This window comes from Rhodoferax sp. P1_F3, assembly GCF_056405715.1.
Window position 1 is genome coordinate 463,510 of sequence record NZ_JBFUBO010000002.1, and the last position, 14,370, is coordinate 477,879.

General features: G+C 63.4%; 15 protein-coding genes. 10 read left to right on the plus strand and 5 right to left on the minus strand.

Annotated features, from left to right (window positions below; all coding sequences use genetic code 11):
* Window positions 1-147: 147 nt before the first annotated feature.
* On the plus strand, window positions 148-732 hold the full coding sequence (locus AC1DZ5_RS04835) for an outer membrane protein (RefSeq protein WP_477886618.1): 585 nt from the start codon (window positions 148-150) through the stop codon (window positions 730-732).
* Between the two features lie 72 nt (window positions 733-804).
* Window positions 805-1,053: a DUF3297 family protein gene (locus tag AC1DZ5_RS04840; RefSeq protein WP_477886620.1), complete on the plus strand. Its 249-nt coding sequence runs from the start codon at window positions 805-807 to the stop codon at window positions 1,051-1,053.
* A 24-nt stretch (window positions 1,054-1,077) separates the two neighbouring features.
* Here the strand turns inward: AC1DZ5_RS04840 and AC1DZ5_RS04845 are convergent, their stop codons facing one another.
* The 5 genes from AC1DZ5_RS04845 to AC1DZ5_RS04865 all read right to left on the minus strand — a co-directional run bounded on the left by AC1DZ5_RS04845 (window position 1,078) and on the right by AC1DZ5_RS04865 (window position 6,221).
* Window positions 1,078-2,184, minus strand: coding sequence for an ABC transporter substrate-binding protein (locus tag AC1DZ5_RS04845; protein WP_477886622.1), 1,107 nt, complete (start codon window positions 2,182-2,184; stop codon window positions 1,078-1,080).
* 21 nt (window positions 2,185-2,205) lie between these two features.
* Entirely contained in the window at window positions 2,206-3,489 is a 1,284-nt protein-coding gene (locus tag AC1DZ5_RS04850) for a TRAP transporter large permease (protein WP_477886624.1), read from the minus strand.
* Window positions 3,486-4,082: a TRAP transporter small permease gene (locus AC1DZ5_RS04855; RefSeq protein WP_477886626.1), complete on the minus strand. Its 597-nt coding sequence runs from the start codon at window positions 4,080-4,082 to the stop codon at window positions 3,486-3,488. Before AC1DZ5_RS04855 ends, AC1DZ5_RS04850 begins: the two co-directional genes overlap by 4 nt.
* Window positions 4,083-4,094: 12 nt before the next feature.
* Window positions 4,095-5,090 (minus strand): TRAP transporter substrate-binding protein, encoded by a 996-nt coding sequence (locus AC1DZ5_RS04860; RefSeq protein ID WP_477886628.1) that lies wholly within the window; start codon window positions 5,088-5,090, stop codon window positions 4,095-4,097.
* 102 nt (window positions 5,091-5,192) lie between these two features.
* Window positions 5,193-6,221, minus strand: coding sequence for a DctP family TRAP transporter solute-binding subunit (locus AC1DZ5_RS04865; protein ID WP_477886630.1), 1,029 nt, complete (start codon window positions 6,219-6,221; stop codon window positions 5,193-5,195).
* A 36-nt stretch (window positions 6,222-6,257) separates the two neighbouring features.
* On the opposite strand from AC1DZ5_RS04865, the gene AC1DZ5_RS04870 reads away from it, so the two are divergent.
* From AC1DZ5_RS04870 to AC1DZ5_RS04905, 8 genes are all read left to right on the plus strand, one after another.
* The gene (locus tag AC1DZ5_RS04870) at window positions 6,258-8,210 is read left to right on the plus strand and encodes a two-component system sensor histidine kinase NtrB (RefSeq protein ID WP_477886632.1); all 1,953 of its coding nucleotides are present in this window, start codon (window positions 6,258-6,260) and stop codon (window positions 8,208-8,210) included.
* The gene (locus AC1DZ5_RS04875; protein WP_477886634.1) at window positions 8,207-8,842 is read left to right on the plus strand and encodes a response regulator transcription factor; all 636 of its coding nucleotides are present in this window, start codon (window positions 8,207-8,209) and stop codon (window positions 8,840-8,842) included. Before AC1DZ5_RS04870 ends, AC1DZ5_RS04875 begins: the two co-directional genes overlap by 4 nt.
* Window positions 8,843-8,999: 157 nt before the next feature.
* Window positions 9,000-9,827, plus strand: a complete 828-nt coding sequence (locus AC1DZ5_RS04880) for an ABC transporter ATP-binding protein (protein WP_477886636.1) — start codon at window positions 9,000-9,002, stop codon at window positions 9,825-9,827.
* Window positions 9,814-10,707 (plus strand): ABC transporter permease, encoded by an 894-nt coding sequence (locus tag AC1DZ5_RS04885; RefSeq protein ID WP_477886638.1) that lies wholly within the window; start codon window positions 9,814-9,816, stop codon window positions 10,705-10,707. The genes AC1DZ5_RS04880 and AC1DZ5_RS04885 overlap by 14 nt, the downstream gene beginning before the upstream one ends.
* The gene (locus tag AC1DZ5_RS04890; protein WP_477886640.1) at window positions 10,704-11,567 is read left to right on the plus strand and encodes an ABC transporter permease; all 864 of its coding nucleotides are present in this window, start codon (window positions 10,704-10,706) and stop codon (window positions 11,565-11,567) included. The genes AC1DZ5_RS04885 and AC1DZ5_RS04890 overlap by 4 nt, the downstream gene beginning before the upstream one ends.
* A gap of 54 nt (window positions 11,568-11,621) precedes the next feature.
* Window positions 11,622-12,626 carry an ABC transporter substrate-binding protein gene (locus AC1DZ5_RS04895; RefSeq protein WP_477886642.1) on the plus strand — a complete coding sequence of 335 codons (1,005 nt, stop codon included), beginning with the start codon at window positions 11,622-11,624 and terminating at the stop codon, window positions 12,624-12,626.
* Window positions 12,627-12,642: 16 nt separating this feature from the next.
* Window positions 12,643-13,269 carry a TetR family transcriptional regulator C-terminal domain-containing protein gene (locus tag AC1DZ5_RS04900; RefSeq protein WP_477886644.1) on the plus strand — a complete coding sequence of 209 codons (627 nt, stop codon included), beginning with the start codon at window positions 12,643-12,645 and terminating at the stop codon, window positions 13,267-13,269.
* Window positions 13,270-13,444: 175 nt separating this feature from the next.
* Window positions 13,445-14,341, plus strand: coding sequence for a phosphatidate cytidylyltransferase (locus tag AC1DZ5_RS04905; RefSeq protein ID WP_477886646.1), 897 nt, complete (start codon window positions 13,445-13,447; stop codon window positions 14,339-14,341).
* The last annotated feature ends 29 nt before the right edge of the window (window positions 14,342-14,370 follow it).

Here is a 14,370-nt window from a genome sequence, read left to right on the forward strand (position 1 = left end):
CGCGCAGCGGCGCTGTCATCCCCGCGGCAGGGTGCTTTACAAACGGTTGCAAGCTGGTTTCTCACGTTTACGCACTTTTGCCAGCCCGCCACGCTGGCTTTACAGCCCCTCGCCACCATGAAGGCTCATTCACTTTGAGACCTTCTCATGAAAAAACTTCTCCTGACCACGTTCGTACTGGGCTCCATCGCGGCTTCCTCCGCCTTCGCGGCTGGCCCCAATGATCTGTCGGGCTTCAGCATCGGCACCACGGCCGAGTTCTCCCGGGGTGCGTCCAACGCCACCGACGGAACATCTGACACCGGACAGAGTACCGCCCTGGGTCTGCAGGCCCGCTATGACTGGTCTCTGGCCCCCAACTTTGCCTTGGGGCTGGGCGCGTCCTACAGCTCGGGTGTCCACCAGGCTGGTACTTATGCCAGCGGCGCCGCAGCCACCATCAACAACCGGTACTCGCTGGACATCATTCCCACCGTGGCCCTGGCCAACAACTTCCAGCTCTACGGCAAGGTGTCGTCCATCTACGGCGCAGCGTCGGCCGATGACGGTGCCAACACCGCCAACGTACAGGGCGTGGGCTACGGCCTGGGTGTGCGCCAGATGCTGGACAAAAACATGTACTGGCAGGCTGGCTACGACGTGAACCAATTCAGGGACGTGAGCTTCTCCACGGGCACCACCAGCAGCCTGAAGGAAAACGTGCTTTCCATCGGCATTGGCTACAAGTTCTGACGCCAACCGCGCCTTGCGCGGCCCCGGGGGTGAAAATTGGTATAGATTCGCGGTTTCCCGAAAAAGCTTGCTATGACCGAACCCACTCCCCGCCCCGACCTGCCAGACCACCTGTCCATCGACCCGCGCAGCCCCCACCACGTGGCTGCCGTGTTTGAACACGATATTGGCATCCGCTTCAACGACAAGGAGCGCATGGATGTGGAGGAATACTGCATCAGCGAAGGCTGGGTCAAGGTGCCCGCGGGCAAGACCGTGGACCGCAAGGGCAAGCCCCTGCTGATCAAGATCAAGGGCAAGGTCGAGGCGTTTTACCGTTAAGCGACTCGTTGCCGCCAGCCTCACTCAGCGGCGGAACTTGCCCGACGCCGAGATGATGGACAGGTCGGCAAAATCCAGCCCGGTGTGGTCGGTGGGGCTGAAGCTCAGCGTCAGTCCACCCAGGTCAAATTTGCCCAGGGATTCGAGTGCGGCCTGCAGCTTCTCGCGCGTGGGTTTGGGGCCGGCGCGGCGCAGGGCCTCCACCAGCACCTTGGCCGATGCAAAGCCCTCCAGCATGGCGGGGCTCACCTCCAGAATGTCATGGGCCTTGGCCAGTTGTGCGGCCTCTTGCACCAGTGCGTAGTTCAGCGATTGCGGCAGCACCTGGCTCACGATCACGCCGCGCGCGTTGTCACCCAGCAGCTTGACGAAGCCACTGGATGCGTTGTTCGACAGGGTCAAAAACTGCGCGCTGCTGCCCGCGTCTTTCATGGCCTTGATGCCGTCCACCACCGCGGTGCCTGAACCAATCACCATGATGGCCTGCGGCGCCAGCTTGGCCATGGCGGGGGCTATCTGCGTGAAGTCGGGTTTGCTGCGGTCAAACTTGGCCACCGCGGCGGCTGTGAGCTTGGCCGTAGTCAGGCCCTTCTGCGCGCCCTCCAGGCCGTCGGAGCCAAAGCTGTCATCCACGTGCACCACGGCAATGCGCGTCACGCCCACGGCGGCCAGGTGGGCAATGGCCCGCTCGGCTTCGCGCTGGTAGGTGGCACGCACGTTGAACACATGTTTTTTCAACGGCGTGTGCAGCACCATGGCGCCGGTGGAGGGTGCCAGCAGGGGCACACCGTGCTCGTCCAGCAGGGGGATGATGCCTTCGGTGTGGGGCGTGCCACGTGTCATGAACAGCGCCAGCACCTGGCGCTGTTCAATCAACTCGCGCGCATTGGCCGCGGTCAGCTTGGGGTCGAACTTGTCGTCTAGCGTGATGAGCTCGATCTTCTCGCCCCCCACACCGCCCTTGGCGTTGATGGCGTCCAGGTAGAGCTGTGCGCCGAAGCTAGACTCCTTCACCGTGGCGGCCACCGCACCGGTCACCCCCACGGTTTGGCCAATGCGGATTTGCGCCATGGCCGCCACGGTGGCGGTGGCCATGCAGAAGCCCAGAAGGGCAGAGCGAAAGGGGGCCATAGCGCGCTCCTGAAGTAGGGGCTACAACATGCCGAGCATGCGGGGGAACCACAGACTTAGGCCGGGCCAATAGGTCACCACGCCGAGGAAGCCCAGCATGGCCAGCAGCCACGGCCAGACGGCCACCGTCAGCTCGGTAATGCCCATCTTGGTAATGCCCGACGCCACGTACAGGTTCAAGCCCACTGGGGGGTGGCACATGCCTACCTCCATGTTCACCACCATGATAATTCCGAAGTGCACCGGGTCAATACCCAGCTTCATCGCCACCGGGAACAGGATGGGTGCGAAGATCAGCACGATGGAAGAAGGCTCCATGAAGTTGCCCGCCAGTAGCAGGATCACGTTCACTGCCAGCAGGAAGGTGACCATGCCCAGACCGTGGCCCAGCATCCAGTCGGCCAGGGCCTGCGGGATGTTTTCGTTGGTCATGATGAAACTGAACAGTACCGCATTGGTGATGATGTACAGCAGCATGGCCGACATGTTGGCCGAGTTCAGCAGCACACGGGGCACGTCCTTGAGTCGCATGTCCTTGTAAATGAACACAGCCACAAAGAAGGCGTACACGGCGCTCATGGCGGCGGCTTCGGTTGGTGTGAAGATGCCGGTGTAAATACCACCCATCACGATCACGATCAGCAGCAGGCCCCATACCGAGGCACGGAAAGCCTTGGCCCGTTCGCCCCAGGTGGCCTTGGGCAGGCGTGGGTAGTTGAACTTGCGTGCGCGGTACCAGGTCACTCCACCCAGTACACCGGCCAATGCCAGGCCGGGAATCACGCCGGCCATGAACAGAGCGCCCACCGATGTGTTGGTGGCCACCGAGTACATCACCATCACGATCGAGGGCGGGATCAGGATGCCTAAAGCGCCCGAGGTGGTGATAACGCCGGCGCCAAAGCTCTTCGGGAAACCGGACTTCACCATGGCGGGCAGCAGGATGGAGCCAATCGCCACCACGGTGGCCGGGCTGGAGCCCGACACTGCGGCAAACAGGGCGCAACCCAGCACACCCGCCAGGCCCAGGCCACCGTACCAGTGGCCCACCATGCTGGTGGCAAAGTTGATCATGCGCCGTGCCACACCGCCGTGGGTTAGAAAGTTACCCGCCAGGATGAAGAACGGGATCGCCATGATCTCGAACTTCTCGATGCCGGTGAACAGCTTGAGCGCTACCGATTCCAGTGGCACATGCGTGAAGCCGAACAGAAACGTCAGGACCGTGAGGCCCAGCGAGATGGAGATGGGCATGCCCGTGAGCATGAGCACCATCAGCAGGACAAAAATGATGGCTGCGTTCATGCAGTCTCTCCTTCCAGGCCGTCCACATGGCCGTGGTCGTGGTGGGGCAACTCACCGGTTTTCAGAAAATTCACCATGACTTGCAAGAAGCGAAAGCACATCAGGCTGGTACCCAGCGGAATGGCGCTGTAGACCATCCAGGTGGGCCATTCCAGGTCGGGCGTGGTGGGGCCTTCAAACAAGCCGTCCATCGGTTGGCCTAGGAACTTGAAGATGGCATGGTGCGCCCCGTTCTCCCAGACAAAACCCGCACCCAGTGCGGCCACAACGCCCGTGAACAGTGCGCCTGCGGCCAACCCAATCACCACAAACTTGCGGCGGTTGGCATCGCTCAGGCGGTTGATGAGCACATCCACGCCCACGTGAATGCCGGTGCGCACGCCATAGGCCGCGCCAAACTTGGCCATCCACACAAACATGATGATGGTGAGCTCTTGCGCCCAGGTCAGGTTGATGGACAGCAACCAGTCTTGCAGGCCGGGAATGGCCAGCCCGGCGGCATAGCGGTGCAGCACCGCCACAAAAATGATGAGCGTGGCCGCACCCATCAGGAAGGTGACCAGCCACTCTTCCAGGTGATCGAGGAACTTCATGGTGTGCAGCGCTTACAGCTTGGCGGGGTCGAAGCCGGTTTCCTTGTACACCTCGTCCAGCGTTTCCTTGCCCACGCGTTCCGCCATCTTGGCGTGCACAGGCACCAAGGCTTTCTTGAAGGCCATGCGCTCTTCCTTGGTGGGGATGTAGACCACGGTCTTGCCGCTCTTCTTCACGCCTTCCAGCGACGCATCGTTTTCCTCCTGGGCAATCTTGTTGGCATACACAGTGGTCTCTTTCATGGCCTGTTCCAACTGGCCGCGCACATCGGCCGGCAGGCTGTCCCAGAACTTCTTGTTCACGATGACCGCGTAACCCAGGTAGCCGTGGTTGGTAAGGGACAGGTGCTTTTGCACCTCATGCATCTTCTGCGTGTAGAAGTTGGAGATGGGGTTCTCGGTGCCGTCCACCACGCCAGTCTGCAGCGCCTGGTAGACCTCGGAGAATGCCATCACCTGTGGAATGCCGCCCAGAGCACGCACTTCTTCTTCCAGCACCTTGGAGGACTGGATGCGCAGCTTCTTGCCTTTGAGGTCGGCCGGGGTCTTGATGGGGGTATTGGCCGAGAACGACTTGAAGCCGTTGTCCCAGAAAGCCAGACCCTTGATGCCGCGCGGCTCCAGTTTGGCCATCAGGTTGGTGCCTACGGGCCCTGTGGTGACTTTGTGCAGGTCGGCGGTGTCGTCAAAGATGAAGGGGAAGTCAAAGATCTCGAATTCCTTCACACCCAGGGGGCCGAACTTGGCCAGCGACGGGGCGAGCATTTGCACCGCACCGATTTGCAGTGCCTCTAGCTCTTCCTTGTCCTTGTAGAGGGCGCTGTTGGCGTACACCTCCACCTTCACCTTGCCCTTGGTCAGCTCGGCCGCCTTCTTGGCGAAGAATTCCGAGGCCTTGCCCTTGGGCGTATCGGCGGCCACCACGTGGCTGAATTTGATGACGGTTTGGGCGCTCACGGCGCAGCCTGCGGCCAGCAGGGCGCTGGCCAGAATGAGTTTGAGTTTCATGGTGTCTCCTTGTGGAATCAATGTCAAAAACGAACCGGCGAAGGTTAGTCATGACGCCGCAAGGAGGTAACTGTGGCGTTCAACAGCTAGGGTTTACCCGGTCTAGGCTTGGGGCAAGGCCGCGCGCACCGCGTCCAGCCAGGGCTGGCCGATGCGCCGCGCCAGGTCGGCATGCACTGGCATGACGGCGGTTTTGAATCGCAGGCGTTGCGCGGCAGTGGGCGTGTGGATGCGCACGGCGCCGCTGACATGCAGGGCGGCCAGGGCCTTGTCGTTGTGGGCATCGGCAATGTCGTTGCCAAAGGCCAGGGCCTCGCGCAGCGCCTCTTGCACCAGTGCCCGGTCGGCCGCGGGCAGGCCCAGCCAGAAGCGCTGGTGTGCCACCACGGCGTAGCCCAGGTAGCCGTGCTCGGTCAGGCTCAGGTCGCTTTGCACGGCCTGCATGCCCTGGGTGTAAAAGTTGGAGACCGGGTTTTCGGTGCCATCCACCACACCAGTTTCCAGCGCGCGTCGAGTCTCACTGAAGGGCAGGGTGATGGGCCAGGCGCCCAGCGCCCGCATTTGCTGCGCAATCACGCGCGACGACTGCACCCGCATGCGCAGGCCCGCAAAGTGCGCCGGCTCCAGCAGCGGGTGGTTGGCGCTCATGTGCTTGAAGCCGTTGTCAAAGTAGCCCAGTCCCAGCAGCCGTTGGCGGCTCAGCCCTTCCAGCAGGCGCAGGCCCACCGGTCCCTGCGTGATGTGGCGGACATCGGCCACGCTGTTGAACAGGAAGGGCAGGTCAAACAGCTCGAACTCGGGGAAGCCAATGGGACCGAATTTGGACAGCGAGGGTGCCACCATGTCGATCGCGCCCAGCTGCAGTGCCTGCATCTCATCCTGGTCGCCATACAGCCGGCCCTGCGGAAAAATCTGCACACGAATGCGCTGCGCAGTGCGCTCTTCCACCAGGGTGCGAAAACGCTCCAGCGCCATGCCCTTGGGCGTGTCTTGTGTCACCACATGCGACAGGCGAATGGTGGTGCCCGCGGCGGCCCGGCCACGCAGCGGTGTGGCCGCTGCAGCCAGACTGACAGCCGTTTTCAGCCACTGGCGGCGGCACAGATCGGCGGGCGGTGACAGGGCAGGCATGGCCGCTATTATGCGAGTGCACCCCACTTTCCACCCATGCCCGATCACTCACCAGACCCCACCTTCGATTTCGCCCTGCTGCGAAACGACAGCCAGGGCGGCCCTGGACGCAATCCCTGGCCGGGCCTGTGGTTGCTGGGGTTTCTGGCGCTGGTGGTGGCTTCGGTGGTGGCGCTGGTGCTGTACCTGCAGCACTTTGAAACCGAAGAAGATGCGCGCCGCCAGGCGGCTGACGCCCAGTGGTTGGAGCAGAGCGTGCAGTTCCATTTCCGTCGCCTCGAAGAAGACCTGCGCGTAGCGGCGCGGCAGTCGGTGGACGTGCAAGGCGGCCTGCTCTGGCGTGAACCCGGTGTGCTGCTGGACCAGGGCTGGGTGGGTGCCGTGCAGACGCCCGTGCCCTCGCGCTGGCTGGTTGATGAGCGCACCCATGCGCAAAACGCCCAGGCCTTGGCCACCATGCAGGCCACCACGCGCGGCCTGCGCCGCTCGGCCTATGCGGGTCCCATGCTGGAGGCCAATGGCGCCATCACCGACACCGTGTGGCTGGGCGTGCCCTACTTCGAGCGCGGCCAGTTTGTGGGCAACTACGTGGCGGCACTGTCGCTCAACGAGGCGGTGCGTGCGCTGGTGCCAGACTGGTTTGCGAAGGACCACCGCGTGCGGTTGGTGCTGGATGAAGGCGTGCCGTCCGTGGCTCCGGCGGGGCTGCGTCCTTACCGCGCCGCCATGAACCTGGCGGGCTCCGATGTGTTTCTGGAAGTGACCCCGGTGCAGGAGCAACCTGCTACCGTGCCCCGCCTGTTCCTGCTGGTGGCCATGGTGTTTCTGGGGGGCATGCTGGTCAGCCTGTGGGCGCTGCGGCGCGACATTGTGAAACGCCAGCAGGTGCAGGCGCATTTGCAGGCCGAGGTGGCTCTGCGCACGGCCATGGAGAACTCGGTCACCATTGGCTTGCGTGCCTGGGACCTGGGTGGCCGGGTGCTCTATGTGAACGAGGCCTTTTGCCGCATGGTGGGCTATGCGGCACGGGAGCTGGTGGGCGAGTCGGCTCCTATGCCCTACTGGCCACAGGACCATAGCCGCCTGCAGCAGGTACACGACCACATCCTGGAGAAAGGCACACAGGGCCAGGGCATTGAGGTGCAGTTTCAGCACCGCAGCGGCCATCTGATCGACGTGCTGATCCACGAGGCACCGCTGCACGCGGCCGATGGCACGCACCTGGGGTGGATGAGTTCGGTGCTGGACATCAGCGAGCGCAAGCGCGCCCAGCGCCTGGCTGCGCAGCAGCAGGAGCGGCTGGAAGCCACAGGACGCCTGGTGGCTGTAGGCGAAGTGGCGTCCACGCTGGCGCATGAGCTGAACCAGCCGCTGGGCGCGCTGAACAGTTTTGCCACCGGCCTGCTGAACCGCCTGCACGCGGGCAGCATCAGCCCGCAGGAGACGGTGCCTGTGATCACCCGCATGGCGGGCCTGGCCGAGAAGGCCGGGCGCATCATCCAGCGCGTCAACGCGATTGCACGGCGGCGCGAGATTTCGCTGCAGCGGCTGGACCTGGTGGCCGTGCTGCAGCGTGTGGTGCCCGCGGGCGTGGACGCCGTAGGCCCGGTATGGATAGAGGCTGATGAGCTGCTGTTGGAGCACTTGGTGAACAACCTGGTGGGCAATGCGCAGGAGTCTGCGGCCCAGGGCAGCGTGCCTGCGCAAGTGCAGGTGCGTGTGCAGGCCGATGCGGCCCGGCAGGTAGCCGTGCTCAGCGTGGCCGACTCGGGCGCGGGCGTGCACGAGGAAGACCGTGAGCATGTGTTCGAGGCCTTTTACAGCACCAAGGACGGTGGCATGGGCATGGGGCTGGCGATCTGCCGCTCCATCGTCGAGGCGCACCATGGCCGCATTGCCGTGGACCGCGATCCGGTGCTGGGCGGCGCCCGCTTCACGGTAGAGCTGCCCCTGGCGGCACAATACAGGCCCGAGACAGACACCCCATGACCAGCGCAGCCATCCACATCGTTGACGACGATCCCGACGTGCGGGACGGTTTGGCGTGGCTGTTTGACTCGCGCGGCCACAAGGCCGCCACCTGGGACAGTGGCCCGCCGTTCCTGGAGGCCACCAAGGCCCTGCACGGCCAATGGCCGCAGGCCGTCGTGCTGTTGGACATCCGCATGGCGCCCATGACCGGGCTGCAGGTGTTCGAGCAGCTCAAGGCCCAGGCTTGCCCCTGGCCCGTGTTGTTTTTGACCGGCAATGGCGATGTGGGCATGGCCGTGGCGGCCGTGAAAAATGGCGCCTGGGATTTTCTGGAAAAGCCTTTTCAAGACAACGTGCTGGTGGATCGCGTGGAGCAGGCCCTGGCCGCCGCGGCTGCCGATGGCGACGCCAACCAGGAAGCGCACCGCCTGCGCTACGCGCTGGCGTCCCTCAGCCCGCGCGAGCGTGAGGTGCTGGACCAGCTCATCCTGGGCCACTACAACAAGAACATTGCCGATCACCTGGGCATCACCCCGCGCACGGTGGAGTTCCACCGCGCCAACATCTTTGAGAAGATGGGCGTGAGCTCGGCCATTGAACTGGCCCACAAACTGGGCCGTCTGCAGCCCATTGTCAAACCGCAGGCCTAGCGCGGCGCCCGCGGTCCCCGTACAAACCCCAGTGGTGTGACTGGCACGGAACTGGCTAGTATCGACCTATAACTTGACCAATTGGTTAGGTTGTGAGCGATGAATCGGTGGCCGTGACCTATTTTGGTGCGGCCATGACCCAACCCACTGCGTGTCAATGAACCATTCCGAAGCACTGAACGGGCAGCTCGCCCCCCCGCCCGCTGGCACGCCAGCGCGCAAAGCCGTGGAAGTGCGCAATGCCAGCGTGGTCTACCAAACGGCAGACACCCCGGTCCACGCCCTGAGCGACATCTGTTTCGATATCCACGAAGGCGAATTTGTCTCGCTGATCGGCCCCAGCGGCTGCGGCAAAACCACGCTCATGCGCGTGATTGCCGATCTGGAACACATCAGCGCCGGTGAAGTGCTGGTCAACGGCGTGAGCCCGCACGATGCCCGCCTGGCGCGCGCCTATGGCTACGTGTTCCAGGCGCCAGCGCTGTTCCCCTGGCGCAACGTGCTGGCCAATGTGACGCTGCCGCTGCAGATCCAGGGCAAAGGCAAAGCGGAAGCCAAGCGCATCGCCATGGAGCACCTGGAGCGCGTGGGCCTCAAGGGCTTTGAGGGCAAGTACCCCTGGCAGCTCTCGGGCGGCATGCAGCAGCGCGTGTCGATTGCGCGTGCGCTGTCGTTCGAGCCCAAGATTCTGATGATGGACGAGCCCTTTGGCGCGCTAGACGAAATCACGCGCGACCGGCTCAACGAGCAGCTGCAGCAGCTCTGGCAGCGCGAACGCCGCACGGTGGTCTTTGTGACGCACAGCATTGCCGAGGCGGTCTACTTGTCCACCAAGATCGTGGTCATGTCGCCGCGCCCCGGGCGCATCGTCAAGGTGATTGACTCCACGCTGCCGAACGAGCGCCACCTGGGCCTGCGTGACACGCCGGAATTTGTCGCACTGGCCCATGAAGTACGTGAAGCCCTAGCCGATGGCCACCACTAAAACCCTGACGCAACGCATCTTCCACGACTGGCTTCCGGTCGCCGTGGTGTTGCTGGCCGTGGTACTTGCCTGGTACGGCGCGGCCTGGGCGCTGAACGCGCCCGGCGCCATCGAACGTGTGCTGGACGAAGAGGCCGGCTACACGCAGATGGAGCTGTTCGAGGCCACCATGACCATGGAGCGCCCGCTGATGCCCGCGCCCCACCAGGTGGCCATGGACTTCTACGAGAGCCTGACCGAGTGGCCCGTGGACTCGCCCCGCAACCTGATTTACCACGTCGTCGTCACCGGCCAATCCACGCTGTTGGGCTTTGTGATGGGTACGGCGCTGGGGCTGCTGCTGTCAGTGCTCATCGTGCACAGCCGCACGTTGGACAAGGCGCTGCTGCCCTGGATCGTGGCCTCACAAACCGTGCCGGTGCTGGCCATTGCGCCCATCGTGCTGGTGGTGCTGGGCAGCCTGGGCTTTTCGGGCACAGCGCCCAAGGCCTTTATCGCCATGTACCTGTGCTTCTTCCCGGTCACTGTGGCCATGGTGCAGGGCCTGCGTTCGCCGCAGAAGATTGAGACTGAAATGATGCACACCTACGCGGCGTCGCGCTGGCAGTCGCTGTGGTTGCTGCGCTTGCCAGCGGCCTTGCCTTTCCTTTTCCCTGCGCTGCGCGTGGGTGTGGCGGCTGGCCTGGTGGGTGCCATGGTGGCCGAGCTGCCCACGGGTGCGCAGGCCGGCTTGGGTGCGCGCCTGCTCACGGGTTCGTACTACGGGCAGACTGTGCAAATCTGGTCGGCGCTGGTCATGTCGGCCCTGTTGGGCTTGGCGCTCACCGGCATCGTGGCCGGTGTGGAGCGCTTGGTGCTGCGCAGCCGGGGGGGCGTATGACCAACGGTGTGACTCCCCTGTGGTTCTGGCCCGGCATGTTGCTCCTGGCCTTGGTGGCGGGCTACAGCGTGTACCGCATGGCGGCCGTCAATGGCAGCCGCTGGGTGGGCATGGCCACGGCCGCGCTGTTTGGCGTCTGGGTGGTGGTGTTCTGGGAGATTCTGGTGCGCGCGCTTGATGTGCCGCGCGTGCTGCTGCCTGCGCCCAGTCTGGTGATTGGTTCCATTGGCGACCATGCGCCCAAGCTCTGGGGCGACTTTGTGCAGACCGTGGGCAAGGCCGTGCTGATCGGCTGGGCGCTGGGCTGCGGTTTGGGCTTTGCGGTGGCGGTGGCGATTGACCGCATGCCCTTTCTGCAGCGCGGCCTGTTGCCTGTGGCCTCGCTCACCAGTGCCATCCCGCTGGTCGGTGTGGCGCCCATCGCGGTCATGTGGTTTGGCTTTGACTGGCCCTCCAAGGCGGCCGTCGTGGTGCTCATGACCTTCTTCCCCATGCTGGTTTCCACGCTGGCGGGCCTGCAGGCCGCGGGCAAGCTGGAGCGCGAGCTGATGTACAGCTACGCCGCCAGCTATCCGCGCACGCTGCTGGCGCTGCGCCTGCCCGCCGCGCTGCCCTTCATCTTTGGCGCGCTCAAGGTGAATGCCACGTTGGCACTCATTGGCGCCATCGTGGCCGAGTTTTTTGGCTCGCCCACCTCGGGCCTGGGCTTTCGCATCAGCACCGAGGCCGCGCGCATGAACATGCCGCTGGTCTGGGGCGCGATTGTGGTGGCGGCGGTGACCGGTTCGGTGGCCTACGCCTTGCTAGTACAGCTGGAGCGCCGCGCGGCGTTCTGGCATCCCTCAGTGCGCGAAGGGTGAGCCCGCGCTTGGTCTGTGTTGCGTTTTTCCATTAACCCGTAGAAGGAGCTTTCCATGATTCGTTCTTCCCAATGTGCCAAGACCTTGTTGGTCCTGGCGCTGGCCGCTGCCGGCTTTGCCGCACAAGCCGCCGACAAGGTGACTGTGCAGCTCAAGTGGGTGCCGCAAGCCCAGTTTGCCGGCTACTACGTGGCCGCAGCCAAGGGCTTCTACAAAGACGCCGGCCTGGACGTGACCATCAAACCCGGTGGCCCTGACATTGCACCCACGCAAGTGATCGCCGGCAAGCAGGCCGACATCGTGGTGGACTGGATGCCCTCGGCCCTGGCCGCGCGCGAAGCCGGTGTGCCTCTGGTCAACGTGGCCCAGGTGTTCAACCAGTCCGGCCTGATGCTGACTTGCAAAAAGTCCAGCGGCGTGGCCAGCCCCAAAGACTTCAAGGGCAAGACCCTGGGCGTCTGGTACGGTGGCAACGAATACCCCTTCCTCAACTGGATGGGCAAGCTGGGTCTGAAGACCGACTCCGACATCAAGATCCTCAAGCAGGGCTTCAACGTCGACCCGCTGCTGCAAAACCAGGCCGCCTGTATTTCCACCATGATCTACAACGAGTACTGGCAAGTGGTAGACGCCGGTGTGAAGGAAAAAGACCTGGTCACCTTCTTCTATGAAAAAGAAGGCGTGGCCACGCTGGAAGACGGCCTGTATGTGCTGGAAGACAACCTGAAAGACCCTGCCTTTGTCGCCAAGATGGGCAAGTTCCTGAAGGCCACGCTCAAGGGCTGGGACGCCGCGGTGAAAGACCCTGAAGGTGCCGCCAAAGCCGTGGTGGCTGCGGACACATCGGGCAGCGCCAGCCTGAAGGTGCAAAAGCGCCAGATGGAAAACGTGGCCAAGCTGATCACCAATGCCGGCACCAAGAAGATTGGTTACCTGGAACCTGCAGCCTATGAGCGCACCGTCAAGGTGTTGCTGGCCGGTGGCAGCGACCCCGTGATCAAGAAAGACCCAGGCAAGGCTGCGTACTCGCACGCCATCTATGACGCTGCGCAGAAGTAACTGAATAATCGGCGACATGAACCACGTTGCCGATGCTCCCAAGGGCCTCATTCGCCAGACGAATGAGGCCCTGATACTTTCTGCCGCCGAGAAGGTGTTTGCGCGCGCCGGCTTCGGCGGCGCCACCATGGCCGCCATGGCCGAGGCCAGTGGCCTGCCCAAGGCGAACCTGCACTACTACTTTGGCAGCAAGGAAGTGCTGTACCGCGAAGTACTCGCCCGCATCCTCAACGACTGGCTGGTGCCCACACACGGCATCACCGTAGACGCCGACCCCAAGACTGCGCTGTCCCAGTACATCCGCGACAAGATGGAACTGTCTGCCCAGCGACCCGATGGCTCCAAGGTCTGGGCCAATGAGTTGCTGCACGGCGCCCCCGTGGTGAAAAGCCTGCTGGCCAACGAGCTGCGCACTCTGCTGCTGGAAAAAGCAGCCGTGGTGCAAGCCTGGGTGGACGCCGGGCGCATGGCCCAAGTGGATGGCATACACCTGTTCTTCACCATCTGGGCCGCGACCCAGACCTATGCCGACTTTGACGTGCAGATCTGCGCCGTGCTGGAGCAGGAGGCACTGACCCCCAAAGACTTTGAGCGCGCCACCGAGCATGTGGTGTCGCTGATCTTGCGCGGCTGCGGTTTATAAGACAAATAGGCATCTAGCCCGCGTAGATATTGCGCAAGCAGCTATTTAATTCATAGCGAATGAGGCGTGCCAACCCTGTGTGGCAACGCCGACCAAGCCTCGAAGCACGGGCCTACAAACCATGCGGGCCGACTCCTTACACTCTAGCCCTGCTGGGTGTCTTCAGGGAGAAGGTTTGTTTCAGGAACTGGTTTTCGACAGGGCCACGGTGTCCGCCATGCTGGTGCTCTACCTCGTGCTGGGCGCGGCGTCTGCCATGGTCACCTGGCTGGGCCGTGCGTCGCCTACCGGCACGCTGCGTTTGCAGGTCAACGCCTGGTGGCGGATATTCCCGGTGTTTAGCCTGGCCTGGGCGTTGTACCCGTGGGGACCCCTGCTGCTACTGGTCCTGATCGCCGTACTTGCTTGGCGTGAACTGGCCCAGCACCACGACACTGCACCACAACGTTTTCAGTGGGCCTGCGCCGCTTTGCTGGTGCTGCAGTTGTTGCTGGTGGGCACGGAAGTGCCGGGCGCCATCGTGTTGGTGCCGGCACTAGCCCTGTTGCAGGCGTTGCTGTTGCGCTGGCGGCCCGACCGCCAGCGGTTGCTGTGGCTGTTGTTCTTGTTGCTGTGTGCGGGGCTGGCCTTTGTGCTGCAACTCGATCGCCTGCCTGTGGATGCGCCGGTGCGCAGGGCCTGGTTCTTCTACCTGTTTGCCGTGACAGCGCTCAACGATGTGGCGCAGTTCATCAGCGGCAAAAGCCTGGGGCGGCACAAAATTGCCAAAACCATCAGCCCCAACAAGACCTGGGCCGGCCTGGCGGGCGGCGTGTTGGTCAGCGCACTGGTGTCGCTGGCATTGGGCCTACACCTGCAGCTGGCGCCCGCCCCCTTTCTGCTCATGCTGGGGGTGTTGTTGTCGCTGGCTGGCTTTCTGGGTGACCTGATGTTCTCTGCGGCCAAGCGGTTTCTGGGCCTCAAGGATTTCTCGAACCTCATCCCCGGGCACGGCGGCATACTCGACCGGGCTGACAGCCTGGTGTTGACGGCCCCTTTGCTCTACTGCGTACTGCGCTGGTCACTGTATTGACCGTGGCCACCGCGATCTCTTCTCCCTCA

What these genes read in the sequence shown, in the direction of transcription:
- AC1DZ5_RS04835 (WP_477886618.1), top strand. Translation starts at nt 148, where the DNA reads ATGAAAAAACTTCTCCTGACCACGTTCGTACTGGGCTCCATCGCGGCT.
- AC1DZ5_RS04840 (WP_477886620.1), top strand. Translation starts at nt 805, where the DNA reads ATGACCGAACCCACTCCCCGCCCCGACCTGCCAGACCACCTGTCCATC.
- AC1DZ5_RS04845 (WP_477886622.1), bottom strand. Translation starts at nt 2,184, where the DNA reads ATGGCCCCCTTTCGCTCTGCCCTTCTGGGCTTCTGCATGGCCACCGCC.
- AC1DZ5_RS04850 (WP_477886624.1), bottom strand. Translation starts at nt 3,489, where the DNA reads ATGAACGCAGCCATCATTTTTGTCCTGCTGATGGTGCTCATGCTCACG.
- AC1DZ5_RS04855 (WP_477886626.1), bottom strand. Translation starts at nt 4,082, where the DNA reads ATGAAGTTCCTCGATCACCTGGAAGAGTGGCTGGTCACCTTCCTGATG.
- AC1DZ5_RS04860 (WP_477886628.1), bottom strand. Translation starts at nt 5,090, where the DNA reads ATGAAACTCAAACTCATTCTGGCCAGCGCCCTGCTGGCCGCAGGCTGC.
- AC1DZ5_RS04865 (WP_477886630.1), bottom strand. Translation starts at nt 6,221, where the DNA reads ATGCCTGCCCTGTCACCGCCCGCCGATCTGTGCCGCCGCCAGTGGCTG.
- AC1DZ5_RS04870 (WP_477886632.1), top strand. Translation starts at nt 6,258, where the DNA reads ATGCCCGATCACTCACCAGACCCCACCTTCGATTTCGCCCTGCTGCGA.
- AC1DZ5_RS04875 (WP_477886634.1), top strand. Translation starts at nt 8,207, where the DNA reads ATGACCAGCGCAGCCATCCACATCGTTGACGACGATCCCGACGTGCGG.
- AC1DZ5_RS04880 (WP_477886636.1), top strand. Translation starts at nt 9,000, where the DNA reads ATGAACCATTCCGAAGCACTGAACGGGCAGCTCGCCCCCCCGCCCGCT.
- AC1DZ5_RS04885 (WP_477886638.1), top strand. Translation starts at nt 9,814, where the DNA reads ATGGCCACCACTAAAACCCTGACGCAACGCATCTTCCACGACTGGCTT.
- AC1DZ5_RS04890 (WP_477886640.1), top strand. Translation starts at nt 10,704, where the DNA reads ATGACCAACGGTGTGACTCCCCTGTGGTTCTGGCCCGGCATGTTGCTC.
- AC1DZ5_RS04895 (WP_477886642.1), top strand. Translation starts at nt 11,622, where the DNA reads ATGATTCGTTCTTCCCAATGTGCCAAGACCTTGTTGGTCCTGGCGCTG.
- AC1DZ5_RS04900 (WP_477886644.1), top strand. Translation starts at nt 12,643, where the DNA reads ATGAACCACGTTGCCGATGCTCCCAAGGGCCTCATTCGCCAGACGAAT.